Annotated in this window: 13 protein-coding genes and 3 pseudogenes; 7 read left to right on the top strand and 9 right to left on the bottom strand. The window is 61.7% G+C overall.

The features are described 5' to 3' along the window. Positions 1–264: 264 nt before the first annotated feature. From IBX54_RS01460 to IBX54_RS01445, 4 genes and pseudogenes are all read left to right on the top strand, one after another. A pseudogene (locus IBX54_RS01460) lies at positions 265–990 on the top strand (nitrite reductase); the annotation flags it as partial. Positions 991–995: 5 nt separating this feature from the next. Then, positions 996–1,638 (top strand): annotated as a pseudogene (locus IBX54_RS01455) (sulfate adenylyltransferase); the annotation flags it as partial. 101 nt (positions 1,639–1,739) lie between these two features. Beyond that, positions 1,740–2,069 carry a ferredoxin FdxA gene (fdxA, locus tag IBX54_RS01450; RefSeq protein ID WP_296540879.1) on the top strand — a complete coding sequence of 110 codons (330 nt, stop codon included), beginning with the start codon at positions 1,740–1,742 and terminating at the stop codon, positions 2,067–2,069. A gap of 205 nt (positions 2,070–2,274) precedes the next feature. Continuing rightward, positions 2,275–3,342, top strand: a complete 1,068-nt coding sequence (locus IBX54_RS01445; RefSeq protein WP_296540878.1) for an NAD(P)/FAD-dependent oxidoreductase — start codon at positions 2,275–2,277, stop codon at positions 3,340–3,342. On the opposite strand, the gene cysE is transcribed toward IBX54_RS01445, so the two are convergent. Then, complete coding sequence (gene cysE, locus IBX54_RS01440) at positions 3,320–4,093, bottom strand: serine O-acetyltransferase (protein WP_296540877.1); 774 nt, start codon at positions 4,091–4,093, stop codon at positions 3,320–3,322. The genes IBX54_RS01445 and cysE overlap by 23 nt on opposite strands. 146 nt (positions 4,094–4,239) lie before the next feature. Beyond that, positions 4,240–5,013 carry an RNA methyltransferase gene (locus IBX54_RS01435; protein ID WP_296540876.1) on the bottom strand — a complete coding sequence of 258 codons (774 nt, stop codon included), beginning with the start codon at positions 5,011–5,013 and terminating at the stop codon, positions 4,240–4,242. A 122-nt stretch (positions 5,014–5,135) separates the two neighbouring features. On the opposite strand from IBX54_RS01435, the gene IBX54_RS01430 reads away from it, so the two are divergent. Continuing rightward, a complete protein-coding gene (locus IBX54_RS01430; RefSeq protein ID WP_296540875.1) occupies positions 5,136–6,005 on the top strand; it encodes an inositol monophosphatase family protein in 870 nt (289 codons plus the stop codon). A 201-nt stretch (positions 6,006–6,206) separates the two neighbouring features. Here the strand turns inward: IBX54_RS01430 and IBX54_RS01425 are convergent, their stop codons facing one another. Next, positions 6,207–6,575, bottom strand: coding sequence for a transposase (locus tag IBX54_RS01425; protein WP_296540881.1), 369 nt, complete (start codon positions 6,573–6,575; stop codon positions 6,207–6,209). Between the two features lie 23 nt (positions 6,576–6,598). After that, positions 6,599–7,000, bottom strand: a complete 402-nt coding sequence (locus IBX54_RS01420) for a nitrous oxide-stimulated promoter family protein (RefSeq protein WP_296540874.1) — start codon at positions 6,998–7,000, stop codon at positions 6,599–6,601. A 213-nt stretch (positions 7,001–7,213) separates the two neighbouring features. On the opposite strand from IBX54_RS01420, the gene IBX54_RS01415 reads away from it, so the two are divergent. Together IBX54_RS01415 and IBX54_RS01410 are read left to right on the top strand one after the other, a co-directional pair. After that, positions 7,214–9,013, top strand: a complete 1,800-nt coding sequence (locus IBX54_RS01415; RefSeq protein ID WP_296540873.1) for a sensor histidine kinase — start codon at positions 7,214–7,216, stop codon at positions 9,011–9,013. Next, on the top strand, positions 8,997–9,629 hold the full coding sequence (locus tag IBX54_RS01410; RefSeq protein ID WP_296540872.1) for a response regulator: 633 nt from the start codon (positions 8,997–8,999) through the stop codon (positions 9,627–9,629). Before IBX54_RS01415 ends, IBX54_RS01410 begins: the two co-directional genes overlap by 17 nt. Before the next feature lie 15 nt (positions 9,630–9,644). Here IBX54_RS01410 and IBX54_RS01405 read toward each other — a convergent pair whose 3' ends face one another. The 5 genes and pseudogenes from IBX54_RS01405 to greB all read right to left on the bottom strand — a co-directional run bounded on the left by IBX54_RS01405 (position 9,645) and on the right by greB (position 15,414). Continuing rightward, positions 9,645–12,731 carry a molybdopterin dinucleotide binding domain-containing protein gene (locus tag IBX54_RS01405; protein WP_296540871.1) on the bottom strand — a complete coding sequence of 1,029 codons (3,087 nt, stop codon included), beginning with the start codon at positions 12,729–12,731 and terminating at the stop codon, positions 9,645–9,647. Beyond that, entirely contained in the window at positions 12,728–13,813 is a 1,086-nt protein-coding gene (nrfD, locus tag IBX54_RS01400) for an NrfD/PsrC family molybdoenzyme membrane anchor subunit (protein WP_296540870.1), read from the bottom strand. Before nrfD ends, IBX54_RS01405 begins: the two co-directional genes overlap by 4 nt. Next, the gene (dsrO, locus tag IBX54_RS01395) at positions 13,810–14,541 is read right to left on the bottom strand and encodes a sulfate reduction electron transfer complex DsrMKJOP subunit DsrO (RefSeq protein ID WP_296540869.1); all 732 of its coding nucleotides are present in this window, start codon (positions 14,539–14,541) and stop codon (positions 13,810–13,812) included. Before dsrO ends, nrfD begins: the two co-directional genes overlap by 4 nt. 134 nt (positions 14,542–14,675) lie before the next feature. Continuing rightward, positions 14,676–14,822: pseudogene (locus tag IBX54_RS01390) on the bottom strand (BON domain-containing protein); the annotation flags it as partial. 37 nt (positions 14,823–14,859) lie between these two features. Then, positions 14,860–15,414 (bottom strand): transcription elongation factor GreB, encoded by a 555-nt coding sequence (greB, locus tag IBX54_RS01385; protein WP_296540868.1) that lies wholly within the window; start codon positions 15,412–15,414, stop codon positions 14,860–14,862. Positions 15,415–15,417: the final 3 nt, after the last annotated feature.

Below are 15,417 nucleotides of genomic sequence, written 5' to 3'. Positions count from 1 at the left end.
GGCAGTCCATGCAGTCCGGGGTCATGGATTGCGTCACTGCGTTCGCAATGACGGGGCTGTTCATGGAAAGACCTCACTGCGAGCCCCCCGTATCCTGCCCGATACCGCACACGGACCTTGAACAGAGACTTTGTCACTGCGAGCGTAGCGCGGCAGTCCATGCAGTCCGGGGCCATGGATTGCCGCACTGTCTTCGCAATGACGATAAGCTTTCACATGAACGCCATATTTGTTAACCCGGACTGAACCATGTACCAATACACCGACTTTGACCAGCCCAGCACCGCCGTTTACCAGCACGCCAGCCAGACCCAGGCCGAATTCGGCACAGCGCACCTGCCGGTGGGTTACGGCCACTTCAGCACGCGCCAGAACGTGCAGTTCAACTGGATTCCCCTTGAAAAAAGTGCCGACGTGATGGACCTGCTGGCCACGGCAGACATGCACGGCATCCAGACCAGCGGCAATTGCATCCGCAACATCACCAGCGACGCGTTGGCCGGCATTGCTCCTGACGAACTCATCAACCCGCGCCCCTACGCCGAAATCATGCGCCAGTGGAGCACGCTGCACCCCGAGTTTGCCTTCCTGCCGCGCAAGTTCAAGATCGCCATCAGTGGCGCCCAGGAAGACCGCGCCGCCACTGCCTGGCACGACGTGGGCCTGCACCTGCGCCGCAACGCTGCCGGCCAGGTCGGCTTCAAGGTGCTGGTGGGCGGCGGCATGGGCCGCACCCCGGTGATTGTCGGCACGCTGCGCGAGTTTTTGCCCTGGAACCAGATCCTCAATTATTTGGAGGCCGTGGTGCGCGTCTATAACCGCTTGGGCCGCCGCGACAATCTGTACAAGGCACGCATCAAGTTTCTGGTCAAGGCCGAAGGCCAGCGTTTTGTCGATGAGGTCGAGGCCGAGTTCGCCAGCATCCTGGCGCATGACGGCGCTGCACACGCCATTCCCCAGGCCGAGCTGGACCGGGTTTCGGCCCATTTCAGGCGCCAATCTCGGCACTCAAAGGCCACAACGTGGTTGAGTCAACCGACGACGGCTACACCGGCCCAAGCCTGCTCGACATCCTGGAGCTACTGCCGGTGACGACGGCCGATACACAACTGCCGCTGGCATTCCCGGTGCAATGGCTCGAAAAATTTTCCGCCAGCGCCGACACCACGCAAGGTCGCCGGGTGTTCTGGGGCCGCGTTGGCGCAGGTGCTGGGCCACACGCGAGCGCCGCGCAACGTGCCTGCCGGTCACAGCGTCGGCATTGTGCTCAACCGCGAAGTGGACGTGTCGCGCGGCGACTGGCTGCTGGCCATTGACGCATCGCCCGCCAGCCGTGAACTCGCCGTCACGGTGGCCTGGATGGACGACGAGCCGCTGGTCGCCGGGCGCACCTACTGGGCGCTGCTCGGCCACCGCTGGGTCAAGGCACGCTTCAAGCGCGTGGTGCACCGGCTCGACATCAACACACTGGCCGAAGAAGACGCCAGCGCGCTGCCCGCCAACAGCATCGGCCATATCGAACTGCTGCTGCAAGAACCGCTGGCCGTGCGGCCGTTCAGCACATCGCGCGTGCTGGACGCCCTGGTGCTGATCGACACTGCCAGCCACAGAACCGCAGGGGCGGCCCTAGTCAATTGACACACATCAAGGCTTTAAAGCGGCAATGCCACTATGCTCCAAAGCCTTGAACCAGAGCCCTTAAAATCATCACCATTGCTTTCAACCGAAGAAATTTTAAAATGACCCACACCGTCACTGAAGCCTGTATCAAATGCAAGTACACCGATTGCGTCGATGTCTGCCCCGTGGACTGTTTTCGCGAAGGTCCCAATTTTTTGACCATCGACCCCGATGAGTGCATCGACTGCGCGGTCTGCATTCCAGAATGCCCGGTCAACGCCATTTACGCCGAAGAAGACGTGCCCAAAGACCAGCGCCACATGACCAAGCTCAACGCCGAGCTGGCCAAGCTGCCCACCTGGAAAAGCATCACCAAACGCAAGGCTCCGCTGCCCGAAGCCGAAGAGTGGAAAGACAAAACCGGCAAGCTGTCCGAGTTGATCCGCTGAACCTGTCGTCATGAATGCCGGGCACCTGGATATGGGTCACGGCGAGCCCCCCGTATCCGGCCCAATACCGCAAACGGACCTTGAACAGAAACTCCGTCATCGCGAGGCCGCAGGCCGTGGCGATCCATGCAGTCCGGAAGTCATGGATTGCCGCGCTTCGCTCGCAATGACGGGGCTGTTCATGGAAAGCGCAGCGCGCCAATCCATGCAGTCTGACCCCACTCCCATCCATACCGACGCCCTGGTCATCGGGGCCGGGCCGGTGGGCTTGTTTCAGGTGTTTCAGCTCGGCCTGCAAGGCATTCATGCGCAGGTGGTCGATGTGCAGGACCAGGCTGGCGGCCAGTGTATCGAGCTCTACCCGGACAAGCCCCTGTACGACATTCCCGGCCTGCCTTACAGCACCGGCCGCGACCTGACCCAGCGGCTACTCGAACAAGTAGCGCCCTTCAACCCCGCATTTCATTTCAGCCAGCAGGTCAGCCAACTCAGCCGCCAGACCGGTGGCCGCTGGCTTGTCGGCACATCGACACAGCAATTTTTAACCCGCACCTTGTTCGTCGCCGCCGGGGTGGGCGCCTTTGTGCCCAAAGAGCTCAAGGTGGATGGTTTGGCCGCGTTTGCCGGCAGCCAACTGTTTTACCGCCTGAATCCAGCCGAACGCTTCAAAGGCATGCAAGTGGTGGTGGTCGGCGGTGAAGAAAGCGCGGTGAACAACGCCATTGCACTGGCCGAAGGCACATATCAGGTCACCGGTGTGACCCTGGTGCACCGGCGCGATGTGCTGCAGGCCAGCCCCGAAGCCCTGGAGAGACTGGCCCAATTACGCGCCAGTGGCCGCATCACATTCATTACCGGACAAATCACCGGCATCGAAACCCAGGGAGAACGGCTCACGGCCGTGGCAATCACAACACCGGCAGACCAAACCCTGAATGTGGTGCTGGATGCCTTGCTGGTGAATCAGGGCATCAGCCCCAAGCTCGGGCCGGTGGCCCAGTGGGGCCTGGCCATGGCGCGCAAACAGCTCAGCGTGGACCCGGCCACCTTTGCTACCAGCGAAGCCGGCATTTACGCTGTGGGCGATATCAACAGCTACCCCGGCAAAAAGAAGCTCATCGTCTGCGGTTTTCACGAAGCCACGCTGGCCGCGTTTGCGGCTGCCGCCTATCTGAACCCGCAAGCCTCTGGGGTGCTGCAATACACCACCAGCAGCGCGCTGCTGCAGCAGCGCCTCGGTGTCAAGACCGCTACTTCCCCACCAGCTGGTTGAGTTTGTCGGCCTCGAAATGCTCCTGCCGCGCAGCATCCACCGGCACGATCGAGGCCACCTGACGCGGGCAATTGAGCTGTTCGATGGCTTTCCAGATCATGGCGATCTGGTGCTCCTGGGTGGCGGCGCTGTCGATCAGGCCACGCATGGCCTGGCTCAGCGGGTCGTCGTTTTGCGTCACGCCGTAAGCCGAGAAACCCATTTTGGAGGCCACCTCCTCACGCCTGACATCAAGCTCGGCCTGGATGATGCGCGCCGGGTTGCCCACCGCCGTGGCACCCGCTGGCACCGGCTTGGTCACCACCGCGTTGGAGCCCACCTTGGCGCCATCGCCCACGGCAAAACCGCCCAGCACCTGCGCCCCGGCGCCCACCACCACGCCCCGGCCCAACGTGGGGTGGCGTTTGATGCCCTTGTACAGCGAGGTGCCGCCCAGCGTCACCCCCTGGTAAATGGTGCAATCGTCGCCAATTTCAGCGGTCTCGCCCACCACCACGCCCATGGCATGGTCAAAAAACACGCGCTCGCCAATTTTGGCGCCGGGGTGGATCTCGATACCGGTCAAAAATCGCGCCAGCTGCGAGATAAACCGCCCGAGCCATTTAAGCTCATGCGTCCAGCAGGCATGCGCCAGCCGGTGCAACAACACCGCGTGCACGCCGGGGTAACAGGTCAGCACCTCCCAGGCGCTGCGCGCTGCGGGGTCGCGCTCCAGAATGCATTGAACGTCGGATTTGAGTCGTGAAAACATGCGCTGAGTTTATTCGCTAGGGCCTCGGGCCGATAGTTGTTGGTGTTTTTGTGGGAGGCCCGCCCTCGGGCCGATGGCTGTCGGGGTTCAATCGCGGCGAGGGCGCCGCTCCCACAGGGCGCCGCTCCCACAGGGCGCCGCTCACCTCACTGCGGCTTCATCATCATCTTTGCAATACCCCGCAAGATATGGATTTCTTCCTGCGTCACTGCCGCGCGATTGAACAGCTGGTTCAGGCGTGGCATGAGCTTTTTGGGCGACTGCGGGTCCAGGAAACCAATATGGGTGAGCCCCTGCTCCAGGTGCGCCAGCATGCCAGCCACCTGCGCCGCATCGGCCAGCACCGGCTCAGCTGTGGCGGCCTGCACCCGGTAGCCGCCCAGCGCCTCGCGCCAATCGTAGGCAATCACCTGCAGTGCCGCCGCCAGATTAAGCGAGCCAAACTTGGGGTTGCTCGGAATGCTCAGGCAGGCGTGGCAGCGGTAAACGTCGTCGTTGGCCATGCCAAAACGCTCGGAGCCAAACAAAAATGCCATGCCGGTTTGCGGCGTGCCCGCCTGTTGCGAGCTCTCGGCAGCAGCGGCCTGCCCTGCGTTGCGCCATGAGGCTGTGCCCAGCAGCGCCGCAAAGTGCGCCCGCGGCGTCACCGTGGGTGGGCCGAAGTCGCGCGGCGTCATGGCGGTGGCGCACAAGTGCGTCATGCCGTCCAGCGCCTCGTCGAGCGTGCCGACAATACGGGCATTCTTGAGCACATCCAAAGCGCCACTGGCACGCTGGATGGTTTCTTCGCGCTTGAGCACATTGGCCCAGCGTGGGGCCACCAGCACCAGGTCGTCAAACCCCATGGTTTTCATGGCGCGCGCGGCGGCGCCCACATTGCCAGCGTGGCTGGTGTTGATCAGGATAAAGCGCGTCTGCATAAGATTGTCCGGGCACTGGCCGTTAAAATAGCGCTATTGTCGCCGCCCGCATCGCCGGGAATCGCACCAGCTCATCCCTTACTCAGACTCAGGCTTGCGCCGTCCGTCTTACAAAAATCGATATGAATCCTTCCAACCTGCACCCCATGGTCAATGTGGCCGTGAAAGCCGCCCGCGCTGCCGGCGCCATCATCAACCGCGCCGCGCTCGACGTCGAATCGGTCCGTGTCTCGGAAAAAAAGGTCAACGACTTTGTTACCGAGGTGGACCAGGCCTCCGAAGAAATCATCATTGAAACCCTGCTCACCGCCTACCCCGGCCACGCCATCTGGGCCGAAGAATCAGGCCGCGTGCATGGCGCGCAAGACTCCGAGTTTATCTGGATCATCGACCCACTCGACGGCACCACCAACTTCATCCACGGCCTGCCCATTTACTGCGTCAGCATCGCGCTGGCCGTGCGGGGCAAGGTCGAACAAGCCGTCATTTACGACCCCAGCCGCAACGACCTGTTCACCGCCACCAAGGGCCGCGGCGCCTACCTCAACAACCGCCGTATCCGCGTGGCCAAACGCACCCGCTTGCAAGAATGTCTGATCTCCACCGGCTTCCCGTACCGCCAGGAGGACGACATCAACACCTACCTGCGCCTGATGGGCGACATGATGGCGCGCACTGCCGGCCTGCGCCGCCCGGGCGCCGCCGCGCTCGACCTGGCCTATGTGGCGGCCGGCTTCACCGACGGCTTTTTCGAGCTCGGCCTGCAACCCTGGGACGTGGCCGCGGGCTCGCTGCTGATCACCGAGGCCGGTGGCCTGGTCGGCAATTTCTCTGGCGACTCCAACTTTTTGGAGCAACAAGAATGCATGGCGGCCAACCCGCGCATCTACGGCCAGATGGTGGCTATTCTTGGCAAGTACAGCAAGTTTGCCGGCGCCGGCGACAAAGCCGCCGTGCGCGAGGCCGTGGCCGAACTGGCCAAAACCCAATAAGCTCCGTGGGCACATAAAAATAAAGGCAACTTTGCCGTGAGTAGTGCTCCTGCCATTGCAGTAAACGACCTTGAAGCCCTCACCATTTCCCCAGGCACGGCAACGCCCTGATGGCATTATTGCCAGACTTGCGAACGCCACTGGTGCAAACTGCAATGTCACCGTTTGACCCCTTAAAGAAAAACATGGGTTAAAGCATGCCTATCCGGTTGATACAGGCTGGCCGTGGACTGGGTGGCCTGGATCCACGCCATCGTACAGATTTCGATATGTTGGTGCTTTTGCCTGTGCTGCGATTTTCAAAACGCTATCAAACACCACCATCGGCCAGAATCGGCGGTTGAATCTGAATACAAATTCGTTCAGGTATGCCTGCAAGTGCTTCGGGCTGACTCCGTGGTGAGTTCCCAGCAACCAAGCATCCAGATTTCCGAAAACTATGTAAATCATCGGCAGGTGGGTTTCGGTCTTCGATTGGTCGCCTTGGATGGCCAAAGGATCATGACGGTAGCCGAGCTTGGTCAGGTTGTCATAGACGGTCCAACCATCGAACCTCTCAGTTCCCACCAGTCAATCCAAGGAAAAACAAGCTGTCAGGGTTTGTTTCCCTTTTCGTCAAGCGTCTCAGTGACACGCTTCTTTGGCAACATTGGCACTGGCTTGCGGTCGGCCAAAAGATGCCGGATGCCAAGAATTGGGTGTCGTAGCAGCATCCGTGGCCCAGCCCAGCGCATCACAATCCTGATCTTTTCGCGCATGTCCCTGGTGTAGCAGTGCACGACGCATTTGGCACAATTTGGCTTGGCGTCACCAAACACACAGCGCTGCAGTCGGCGCTGCGCGTAGTCAAACAAGTCCACGCAGTCAGCGCACCGCGGGTTGCCGTGATGGTGGGCGGCGCAATACATGTTGATCATTACCTCGATGGTTTTGAGTTCACGCACGCGCTGGACAAATTGCTTGTCGGTGGTGAATTCAATGTATTGATCTGTCATGGCATGGACCCTTGTTTCCTTTGGCGACGCGAAGATGCAAGCCCGGCGCTTGAATGAGCTTGACGTGAATTATTGCCGCAGATCAAGTCGAAACCTGCGGGGCTGGAGCGGTCAATCAGTCTACACGGCAGCCTCAAGGCTGGGTCACGCGCTCTTTCTTGACTCAGCCCCGTTTCAGCCCATCGACACCGACCAGTTATCTATACTGACCCCATGGATAACGTCGGCCACAAAAAGACCCTGCGAACAAGTTTGTTGGTCGGCTTGCTCGCACTCTTGTGTTTCAGTGCATCGCAGGCCTTGGGGAAGGAAGTGGCGATAGGCGTCTTTGCCTACCAAGGGGAACGCGCATCGACGTCCGACTGGAATCCGCTCATCAGCTACCTGAACCGGGCGCTACCAGAACACCATTTCCGGCTGGAAAACCATGATGCCGAAAGCTTGCGCCAGGCCATCGCTGGGGAGCGTATTGATCTGGCGATCACCAACCCGGTACACTACATCACCATGGAGGCCGAATTCGGCCTCAGCCGCATCGCCACGCTGGAATCTGTGGGGGTGTCTGCCGCCAGGGCGCTGGGCTCGGTCGTGCTGGCGCGCAGTGATCGCACGGATTTAAAAGAGCTCACTGATCTGACCGGAAAAAGGGTGGCGGCCATTGCACCGGACGCTTTTGGTGGCTACCTGCTGGCTGCCCAGGCCATGCTGCACAGTGGCGTCGATCCGGAGACGGATCTCAAGGAAATTTTATTTATTGGCTTGCCGATGAGCCGGGTGGTCGAGGCCGTGCTACAGGGCAAAGTCGATGCCGGCATCGTGCGCGCCTGTGTGCCGGAACAAATGGTGCGCGAGGCACAGCTTCAGCCCGCTGACTTCCGGGTTTTGTCGCAGCGCCAGGAAAAGCAGTTTCCGTGTGCGCTGTCGACCCCCCTTTTCCCGGACTGGCCCCTGTCTGTCACCCGGCAGACCGACCCGGTGCTGGCCAAGCGTGTCGCCCACGCCCTGCTGTCCATGACGCAAGCAGCAGACGGCATGGGGTGGACTGTTCCGGCAGACTATCAACCGGTACACGACTTGTATCGGGAACTGCGCGTTGGCCCGTACGCCTACTTGCGGGAAATCACGCCAGAAGGGCTGGCGCGTCGTTTCTGGCCCTGGCTGCTGGGTACACTGGTGGCCCTGGTGGCCTGGATCACCCACACCATCCGGGTCGAACAATTGGTGCACCGTCGAACCGCCCAATTGCGTGAGTCCCTCCAGGCCAGGGAACAGGCCGAGTCGCGCATGCGTGAAAGCCAGGAGCAGATGGAGCATCTCTCAAGATTGTCAGTGCTGGGCGAACTGTCGGGCAACCTGGCGCACGAATTGAACCAGCCATTGACCACCATTGGCACCTACGCCCGCACCGTGCTGCGCCGCCAGGACAGCGGCCGCCTGACGCCGGAGGCCATCAACGAAGCCTGCACCCAGATCGTGAGCGAAGCCGAGCGGGCGGGTGGCATCGTGCAGCGCATTCGCCATTTCGCCAAAAAACGGGGCGCCGTGCGCGCTCCGGTTGATCTGGCGCTCATTGCCAAGGAAGCGCGGCACCTGTTCATTGGCATGCTGGCCCATCCGCCCACCATCCACATCGACAATCGGCTACCCGAGCACTGCCGGGTGCTGGCGGATGGCCCGCAAATTCAGCAGGTCCTGCTGAATCTGATCAAAAATGCCCTGGATGCCGGGCGCAACCTCGCGCCCGAGCGGCACCGTGTTCAGGTGATAATTGAAGCCGTTGACAACTGGGTTCATCTCCACGTCATTGACCAGGGTTGCGGTCTCGAACCGACACAATTGGCCCGCCTGTTTGAACCATTTTTCACCACCAAGCCGGATGGGCTGGGCCTTGGGTTACCTATTTGCAAAACCATCATTGAAGCTCATGGCGGTCGGCTGTGGGCCGAGCCCAATGCCGATGGTCCGGGCATGCGTTTTTCCTTTTCACTCCGCTGCCATGACCTACCCACCTGAAGATTGCCTCGTCCACGTGGTGGACGATGATGCGGGTCTGCGCCACTCCTTGCGGTTCCTGCTCGATTCAGTGGGCTGGAGCGTCAAGCTCTATGCCTCGGCTGAAGAATTTCTCGACCTTGCCGCGCCGCCCACCCAGCCGTCCTGCCTGCTGCTTGACATCCGCATGCCAGCCATGAGTGGCCTGGAACTGCAACAGGTGCTGCGCGAGCGTGGTGTGCTGCTGCCGATCCTGTTCATGACGGGCCACGCCGATGTGTCGATGGCGGTGCAGGCCATGAAGTCAGGCGCCAGCGATTTCATCGAGAAACCATTCAAGGACCAGATGCTGCTTGATACCGTGGCCGCAGCCATCCGGCGCAGTGCTGAGGCGCTGGACGAAACACAGCGGCGCGATGCCGCCTTGGCTGTGCTGGCTGCGCTCTCGCCTCGGGAAAGGGAAGCCGCCCGCCTGATCGCACTCGGCCAACCGAACAAGCTGATTGCTGTCCGCCTGGGCATCAGCGAAAAGACGGTGCACATCCACCGCCAGCACATCATGGAAAAGGCTGCCATCTCATCCGCCGCCGAACTGGCCCGCCTGATGCTGCGGGCCGATCCGGCGGCGCTGGATTAGCGCCAAGCGCCAGCCTCAGGCCCGGCGCAGGGTCGCCGGCAAGCCGTTACGCACCGCGCCACCCGAGACCGAATCGACCCAGGGCGATTTGTCGGGACGCGTCGGGTCGATCAAACCAATCTCGTTGAGGTTGACCCCGGCAGCCAGGCGCCGGTCCTGCGGCTGGCGCGCACTGCCAATGCGATGCGCCCGTGCCCCCAGCTCCCGATGGCCGAAGCCGTGCTCGAATGCCGCCACCCCCGGCGTGATACCGGCATGCACCATGACCCGCGCCTTGAGGCTGCCCGAGGGCGTCGTGATCAGCGTCAAATCACCCATCTTCACATGCAGGCGAGCGGCATCGTCCGGATGGATCAGCACAGGGTTTTCCGGATGCAGGCCGAGCAGGCGGGTAGCGCCAATCGAGTACGGGTTTTGCAACGCCGACTTGTAGCTGACCAGTTGCAGGGGCCACTTGTCCACCGGATAGAGCTTGCGCACCGGCGTGCCGTCGGCAAACGCGGGCTCGACCCAGGTAGCGCATCCGCTGTAGCGTTTGCCGGTCAGGCTGTTCCTTGAGGTGCCCACGTTCTCATTCCACACATGGGACATGGCCTTCATCGGGTTGCGCATCCACTCCGGGTTTTCCTCGTCATAGGCATCCTTGCCCGGCTGGTAGCGTCCACCCCGGGTCAACAAGAAAGCCACCTTGGCCACCTCTTCCGGCTTCAGGGTTTTTTCCAGCAGCGGGCGAATGCGATCGACACCGCTGAGGCGGATGTCGTCGTCGGTCGCATCGGCCACCGGCGCCTTGCCCAGCCAGGCAATGTTGGCGCCACCGCGCAGGTACCAGTCCTCGGGCCCATTCAACGCATAAGTGGCGCCGTCCGGATCGCTGAGGGCCCCTTCACCAAAGCCGGGCAGCTGCATGGCCTTGGCCAGCGCGATGAAGAAGGTCTCCATGCCGATGGCGCGGCCCTCGGGCGTCTTCGCGGCCCGGGGCTCGATGACCGGCCAGCGCGCGCCCATCGCCTTCGTCGGCACACCGTTCCAGGCCGCCACCCAGCCCCAGCTTTCGTACATCAGCGAATCGGGAATGATGTAGTCGGCGTAGGCATTGCTCTCGTTGATGAAAGGGTCCACCGAGATGATCAGTGGCAGCTTCTTCGGATCGGCCAGGTCCTTGGCAATCTTGTTGCGCAGGCCGGTGACGCCGTACAGCGGATTGGACGACCAGAGCACCAGCGCCTTCAGCGCATAGGGGTAGCCACTGATGCCGCCAGGCAGCAGTTCGGTGGTGAGGCCGGGCGCGTTCGGAAACCACGGCGCGGTCGCCGGATAGGGTTTGTTGTCCGCTTTCCTGGTGGCAAATTCGGCGGTTTTTTCATAGGGCACATTGCGCCCTAGCGGCGTTCCGGAAGGCTTGACCATGCCGGCAAAGGTTGCCAGGTTGTAGCGCGGCCCCTCGCCGCTGTCCTTGAAGCCGCCGCCGTTGGCGACGAAGCCACCCTTCCAGTTGATGTTGCCCAGCAGCGCATTGATGCTCATCAGCGCATAGGCGTTGTAGAAGCCGCTACCGCTCATCATGCCGCCGTGGGCAATGACCGAGGCGCGTTTGCCGTGCGAGGCCAGCTCCTGGGCCAGGGCCGCCAGGGTCTCGGCCGGGATGCCACAGGCCTTGGCGTAGGTGTCAAGCTCCAGGCGCATGGCTTCTTCACGCAGCAGTTGCAGCGAGGACTTGACCCGAATCTCCTGGCCGCCGACCGTCAGCACAGTGTCAACAAACAAGGGGGCTGGACCTTTGGCCTGGTCACTGAACACCGGCATGCCCGCATCATCCAGGCAAACGAAGACATCGCCCTCTTTGTAGCGCTGTTCTTCAGGCAATTCGACGCCCAGGTCGGAGGCGCGCAGGAAGCGCCGCTCGCGTGGATGTTTCGGCTGCACGACGACCAGATGGGTGGCGTTGGAGAACGAGGGTTCGCCATTTGCCTTGGCCAGCTTGGCGTTCGCAAAACTCAGGAAACGGCTGTCGATGCGTTCATTCTCGAACAGCCAGCGGATGATGGCCATGGCCATCGCACCATCGGTGCCGGGACGAATAGGCAACCAGCGGCCACGATCACCACTGGCGCGGTTGTCGGCGTGGGTCAGCACCGGATCGACCACGACGTAGGACAGCTTGCCCTCGGTGCGCGCTTTGGCGATCAGGGTGCCCTGGCGCTTGAACGGGTTGCCGGCCTGCCCGGGTGCCGTGCCGACAAAGAGCACAAACTCGGCATTGGAAAAATCGGGCTTGCAATGTGGCATGGCCTTCATGTTGCCAAACAGGGCACCCGAACCCGAACGGTAGGAGCCGCCGCAATAGGAACCATGGCCAACAAAGTTGAGGGTGCCGTAGGACTGCTGGAAGAATCGACGTGCAAAGCCATCACGACCATCCTTGACACTGGAGAGTACCGCCACCTGGTTGACCCGGGGCCCGAGCGCCGGTTGGGTGCTGTCGATGGGCGTTTTCAGATCGCGCAGCGCAGCCAGTCCGTCGACATGCCCTTCGCCGAACAGGTCGCCGCCTTCGACCAGCTCCTTGACCAGTTGATCAAAGGCGATTGGTTCCCATTGACCGCTGTTACGCGCACCGACGCGCTTGAGCGGCGTCAGGACGCGGTACGGCGAGTCGATTTGCTGGGCCACCGCGTTGCCGCGTCCGCAAGCCGTGGAGCGCCCCGCCAAGCCCTTGCCGTTGTGGGCAGAGATAGCAAGAAAACTCTCACGCACGCTGGCCTTCATCGGCAGGTGCGGATCGGTGGACAGCGGGCTGTAGGGGTTACCCGCGACCCGCAGCACCTTGCCTGAAGCGCGGTCGATGCGCACGCGCACGCCGCACATCGTGGTGCAACCCAGGCAAGTCGTGTAGCTGACCTGCTGCGCTGGATTGATGTCCAGATGACCCTGGCGATCCACGCGGAACTCGGGTGCCGGGGCATCTCCCGCTGTTTTGTGCTTGGGGGCATCCTTGCCGAGGAGCTTGCCGATCACGCGACCCGCGGTTTCGGAATACCCGACGGCAAAGGCGGCCAGACCACCGAGTGCGAGAACTTGACGACGTTTGCTGATTTTCATGATTGAACTCCGCGGTCTTGCGCCAGATCGTCGCAAGGGATGAGGCTGGTCAGAACAATGTAAATGGTGAGACACAGACCGACCATGCCGACGATGCCAAGCAGGCCATCGGGCGTCAGGGTCAGGAAATAGTCGTGGGTGGTGGCGCCCATCTTGGGCAGGCTCTGGCTGGTCATCAGGACAACCCAGCGCACCGTCCAGGCGCCCTGCAGGGCGAACAGCGCCGGCAGGATCAGCGTATGACGACGGGAGCTGGCGAGCCACAGCGTCAGCAGGGTGCTGCCAATCAGCCAGGCGCCAGTGACCCACCAGCTGAACTCGCCCTGCATCGCGGCCAGCGCTTCGGCTGCTGCACTCGATAAACCGGAAGCACCAGCCAGCAACCAGACCAGCAGTAACAGCAGGGTCGCCCACTGACTGCGCACCAGCCAGCGATTGAGCAAAGGCGCAGCCTTATTGTTGCCGTTCAACGCTTCAAACAGGCCCGTCATGCCCAAGCCGCCGCTCAGCGCAGTGACCAAAAAGAGCAGTGGCAGCACCGGGCTGTGCCACATTGGGCGGGCCTGCACCACCATCACCTCCATGCCGGTGTAGAGCAGGATCAGCGCAGCGCCGATGCCGCCCAGAAGCGCCGCCGCCTTGATGGCGCCCGGGTTGTCATGGCCGCCCAAGGCCAGCATGCGATAGACCCCCGCAAACTTGTCGTCGGATTTGCCCAATGCGGCCAGTTGAGGACGCAAACAGAGCCAGGTGTAAAGGAACAGTCCGGACAGGTACAGCGGAATAAAGAAGGACCCCCAGGCCATCCACGAGCCCAAATTCGGGTGCAGGTAGAAATTGAGGAATCGTCCTGGCTGGTGCAGGTCGGCCAGCAAGGCGACCGGGCCGGCCAAGCCGCAGACCAGCGCCACCAGCAACGCCCGCCGTGACACATGGCGCCAGTCGGGATGGTGCCAGGCAAGCCCCGGCAAGGACAGGAAGAAGGCACTGGTGGAAATGCCGATCAAAAAGAAATAGGTAACGGCCCACGGTAACCAGGCCGGTTCCCGCGCAAAACCCAGAATTTCAATCGTCGTGTTCATGTTGATGCTCCTTGTTGGCTCGGACGCCACATCATGTCGGCGGCAGAAGTGCCGTCCACACGCCCCTTCAGGTGGTCGTCAAGACCAATGTAAAAAACCCTGGGGGAGGTTTTGGCTTCGGGTTTCAGCACCTGAATCTGCCCCTGCGCCGCCTTCAAGCGCTGGCTGATCTCGCTGTTCGGATCATTGATGTCGCCAAATATGCGGGCGCCGCCCACACAGGTTTCGACGCAAGCGGGTAGCAGTCCGGCTTCGAGCCGGTGGCTGCAGAAGGTGCACTTGTCGGCCTTGCCGGTGTCGTGATTGATGAAGCGCGCGTCGTACGGGCAAGCCTGGACGCAGTAGGCACAGCCCACGCAGCGGTCGCCGTCCACCAGCACAATGCCGTCTTCCCGTTTGAAGGTGGCGCCCACCGGACACACGGGAATACAGGGCGGCTCGTCGCAGTGGTTGCACAAACGCGGCAGCACGGAGAGGCCGGTTTTGCCGTCCTGGCCAGTCACCGCGTAGGTCGCCACCACCGTGCGAAACTGCCCATCTGGGGAGGCGTTTTCCATGGCGCAGGCCATGGTACAGGCCTGGCAGGCGATGCAACGCCGGGTGTCCACCAACATCGACCAATGCGGCCCGGCTACTTCTGCAGCCATGGCCGGGACGGCCAGACCCGCGGTGACTGCCGGCAAGGCCGCGAAAAAGGCGCGCCGGGAAAAATCTGGATGAGCACTCATGCAAAGCTCCGTTTTTTGATGACGGAGCAAGATTAAGCTTTGCGCTCAGAATTGAAAATCAGAACAAAGGGGCATGGCCCTAGGTAAAAGTCCCTATCGCCTACCAAGCGCACACCGCGCCGGGGTCCTGCCGTTCAAGGCTGGATGACGATCTCGTTCCTGACGGACTTCACGCCATTGACTTTGCGTGCAATGCTCTCGGCAGCCACTTTCTCAGTGGCGCTCTTGGCAAACCCGCACAGCATCACAACGCCGTTGAGTGTCTCGACGCTGATGGCGGTGCCTGGCTGACCGGCTGTCGTACAGCAAGCCATCGTCTCAGGGGCGCGGGTAGCACACCTTGATGACCTCGATCTCGTCCACCCGGTCCGGCATGACCAGCTTGAGCACATCACCCTCCTCGGCCTTGAGCAGCGTGCGTGCAATCGGCGAGATCCAGCTGACCTCACCTTGCGCGCTATTGGCCTCGTCAATGCCCATGATCTTCACGGTGCGCTGCTCGCCCTGCGCATCCACATAGGTCACGGTGGCACCAAAGAATATTCGGGTCGTGCCAAAGTGCAGCGACGGATCGGCCACTTCGGCAATTTCAAGACGCTTGATCAGAAAACGGATGCGCCGGTCAATTTCTCGCAGGCGCTTTTTGCCATAGTGGTAGTCCGCGTTTTCCGAGCGGTCGCCATTGCTGGCCGCCCAATGCACTGCCTCCACCATCTTGGGACGGGTCACGTCAATCAGCGTTTTGAGTTCGTGGCGCAGGGTGGCGAAGCCTTGGGGCGTGATGTAGTTTTTGCCACCGGGAGGCAATGGCGGCAGACGGCTATCGTCGTCTTCGTCCTCGTTGTCGGATTCTTTGGTAAAGGCTTTGCTCATGCC

Source organism: Rhodoferax sp. (genome assembly GCF_014859475.1).
Taxonomy (GTDB): domain Bacteria; phylum Pseudomonadota; class Gammaproteobacteria; order Burkholderiales; family Burkholderiaceae_C; genus Rhodoferax.
The sequence above is the reverse complement of the archived record's forward strand: the minus strand, read 5'-3'. Positions and strand labels throughout refer to the sequence as shown.

What these genes read in the sequence shown, in the direction of transcription:
- fdxA (WP_296540879.1), top strand. Translation starts at nt 1,740, where the DNA reads ATGACCCACACCGTCACTGAAGCCTGTATCAAATGCAAGTACACCGAT.
- IBX54_RS01445 (WP_296540878.1), top strand. Translation starts at nt 2,275, where the DNA reads ATGCAGTCTGACCCCACTCCCATCCATACCGACGCCCTGGTCATCGGG.
- cysE (WP_296540877.1), bottom strand. Translation starts at nt 4,093, where the DNA reads ATGTTTTCACGACTCAAATCCGACGTTCAATGCATTCTGGAGCGCGAC.
- IBX54_RS01435 (WP_296540876.1), bottom strand. Translation starts at nt 5,013, where the DNA reads ATGCAGACGCGCTTTATCCTGATCAACACCAGCCACGCTGGCAATGTG.
- IBX54_RS01430 (WP_296540875.1), top strand. Translation starts at nt 5,136, where the DNA reads ATGAATCCTTCCAACCTGCACCCCATGGTCAATGTGGCCGTGAAAGCC.
- IBX54_RS01420 (WP_296540874.1), bottom strand. Translation starts at nt 7,000, where the DNA reads ATGACAGATCAATACATTGAATTCACCACCGACAAGCAATTTGTCCAG.
- IBX54_RS01415 (WP_296540873.1), top strand. Translation starts at nt 7,214, where the DNA reads ATGGATAACGTCGGCCACAAAAAGACCCTGCGAACAAGTTTGTTGGTC.
- IBX54_RS01410 (WP_296540872.1), top strand. Translation starts at nt 8,997, where the DNA reads ATGACCTACCCACCTGAAGATTGCCTCGTCCACGTGGTGGACGATGAT.
- IBX54_RS01405 (WP_296540871.1), bottom strand. Translation starts at nt 12,731, where the DNA reads ATGAAAATCAGCAAACGTCGTCAAGTTCTCGCACTCGGTGGTCTGGCC.
- nrfD (WP_296540870.1), bottom strand. Translation starts at nt 13,813, where the DNA reads ATGAACACGACGATTGAAATTCTGGGTTTTGCGCGGGAACCGGCCTGG.
- dsrO (WP_296540869.1), bottom strand. Translation starts at nt 14,541, where the DNA reads ATGAGTGCTCATCCAGATTTTTCCCGGCGCGCCTTTTTCGCGGCCTTG.
- greB (WP_296540868.1), bottom strand. Translation starts at nt 15,414, where the DNA reads ATGAGCAAAGCCTTTACCAAAGAATCCGACAACGAGGACGAAGACGAC.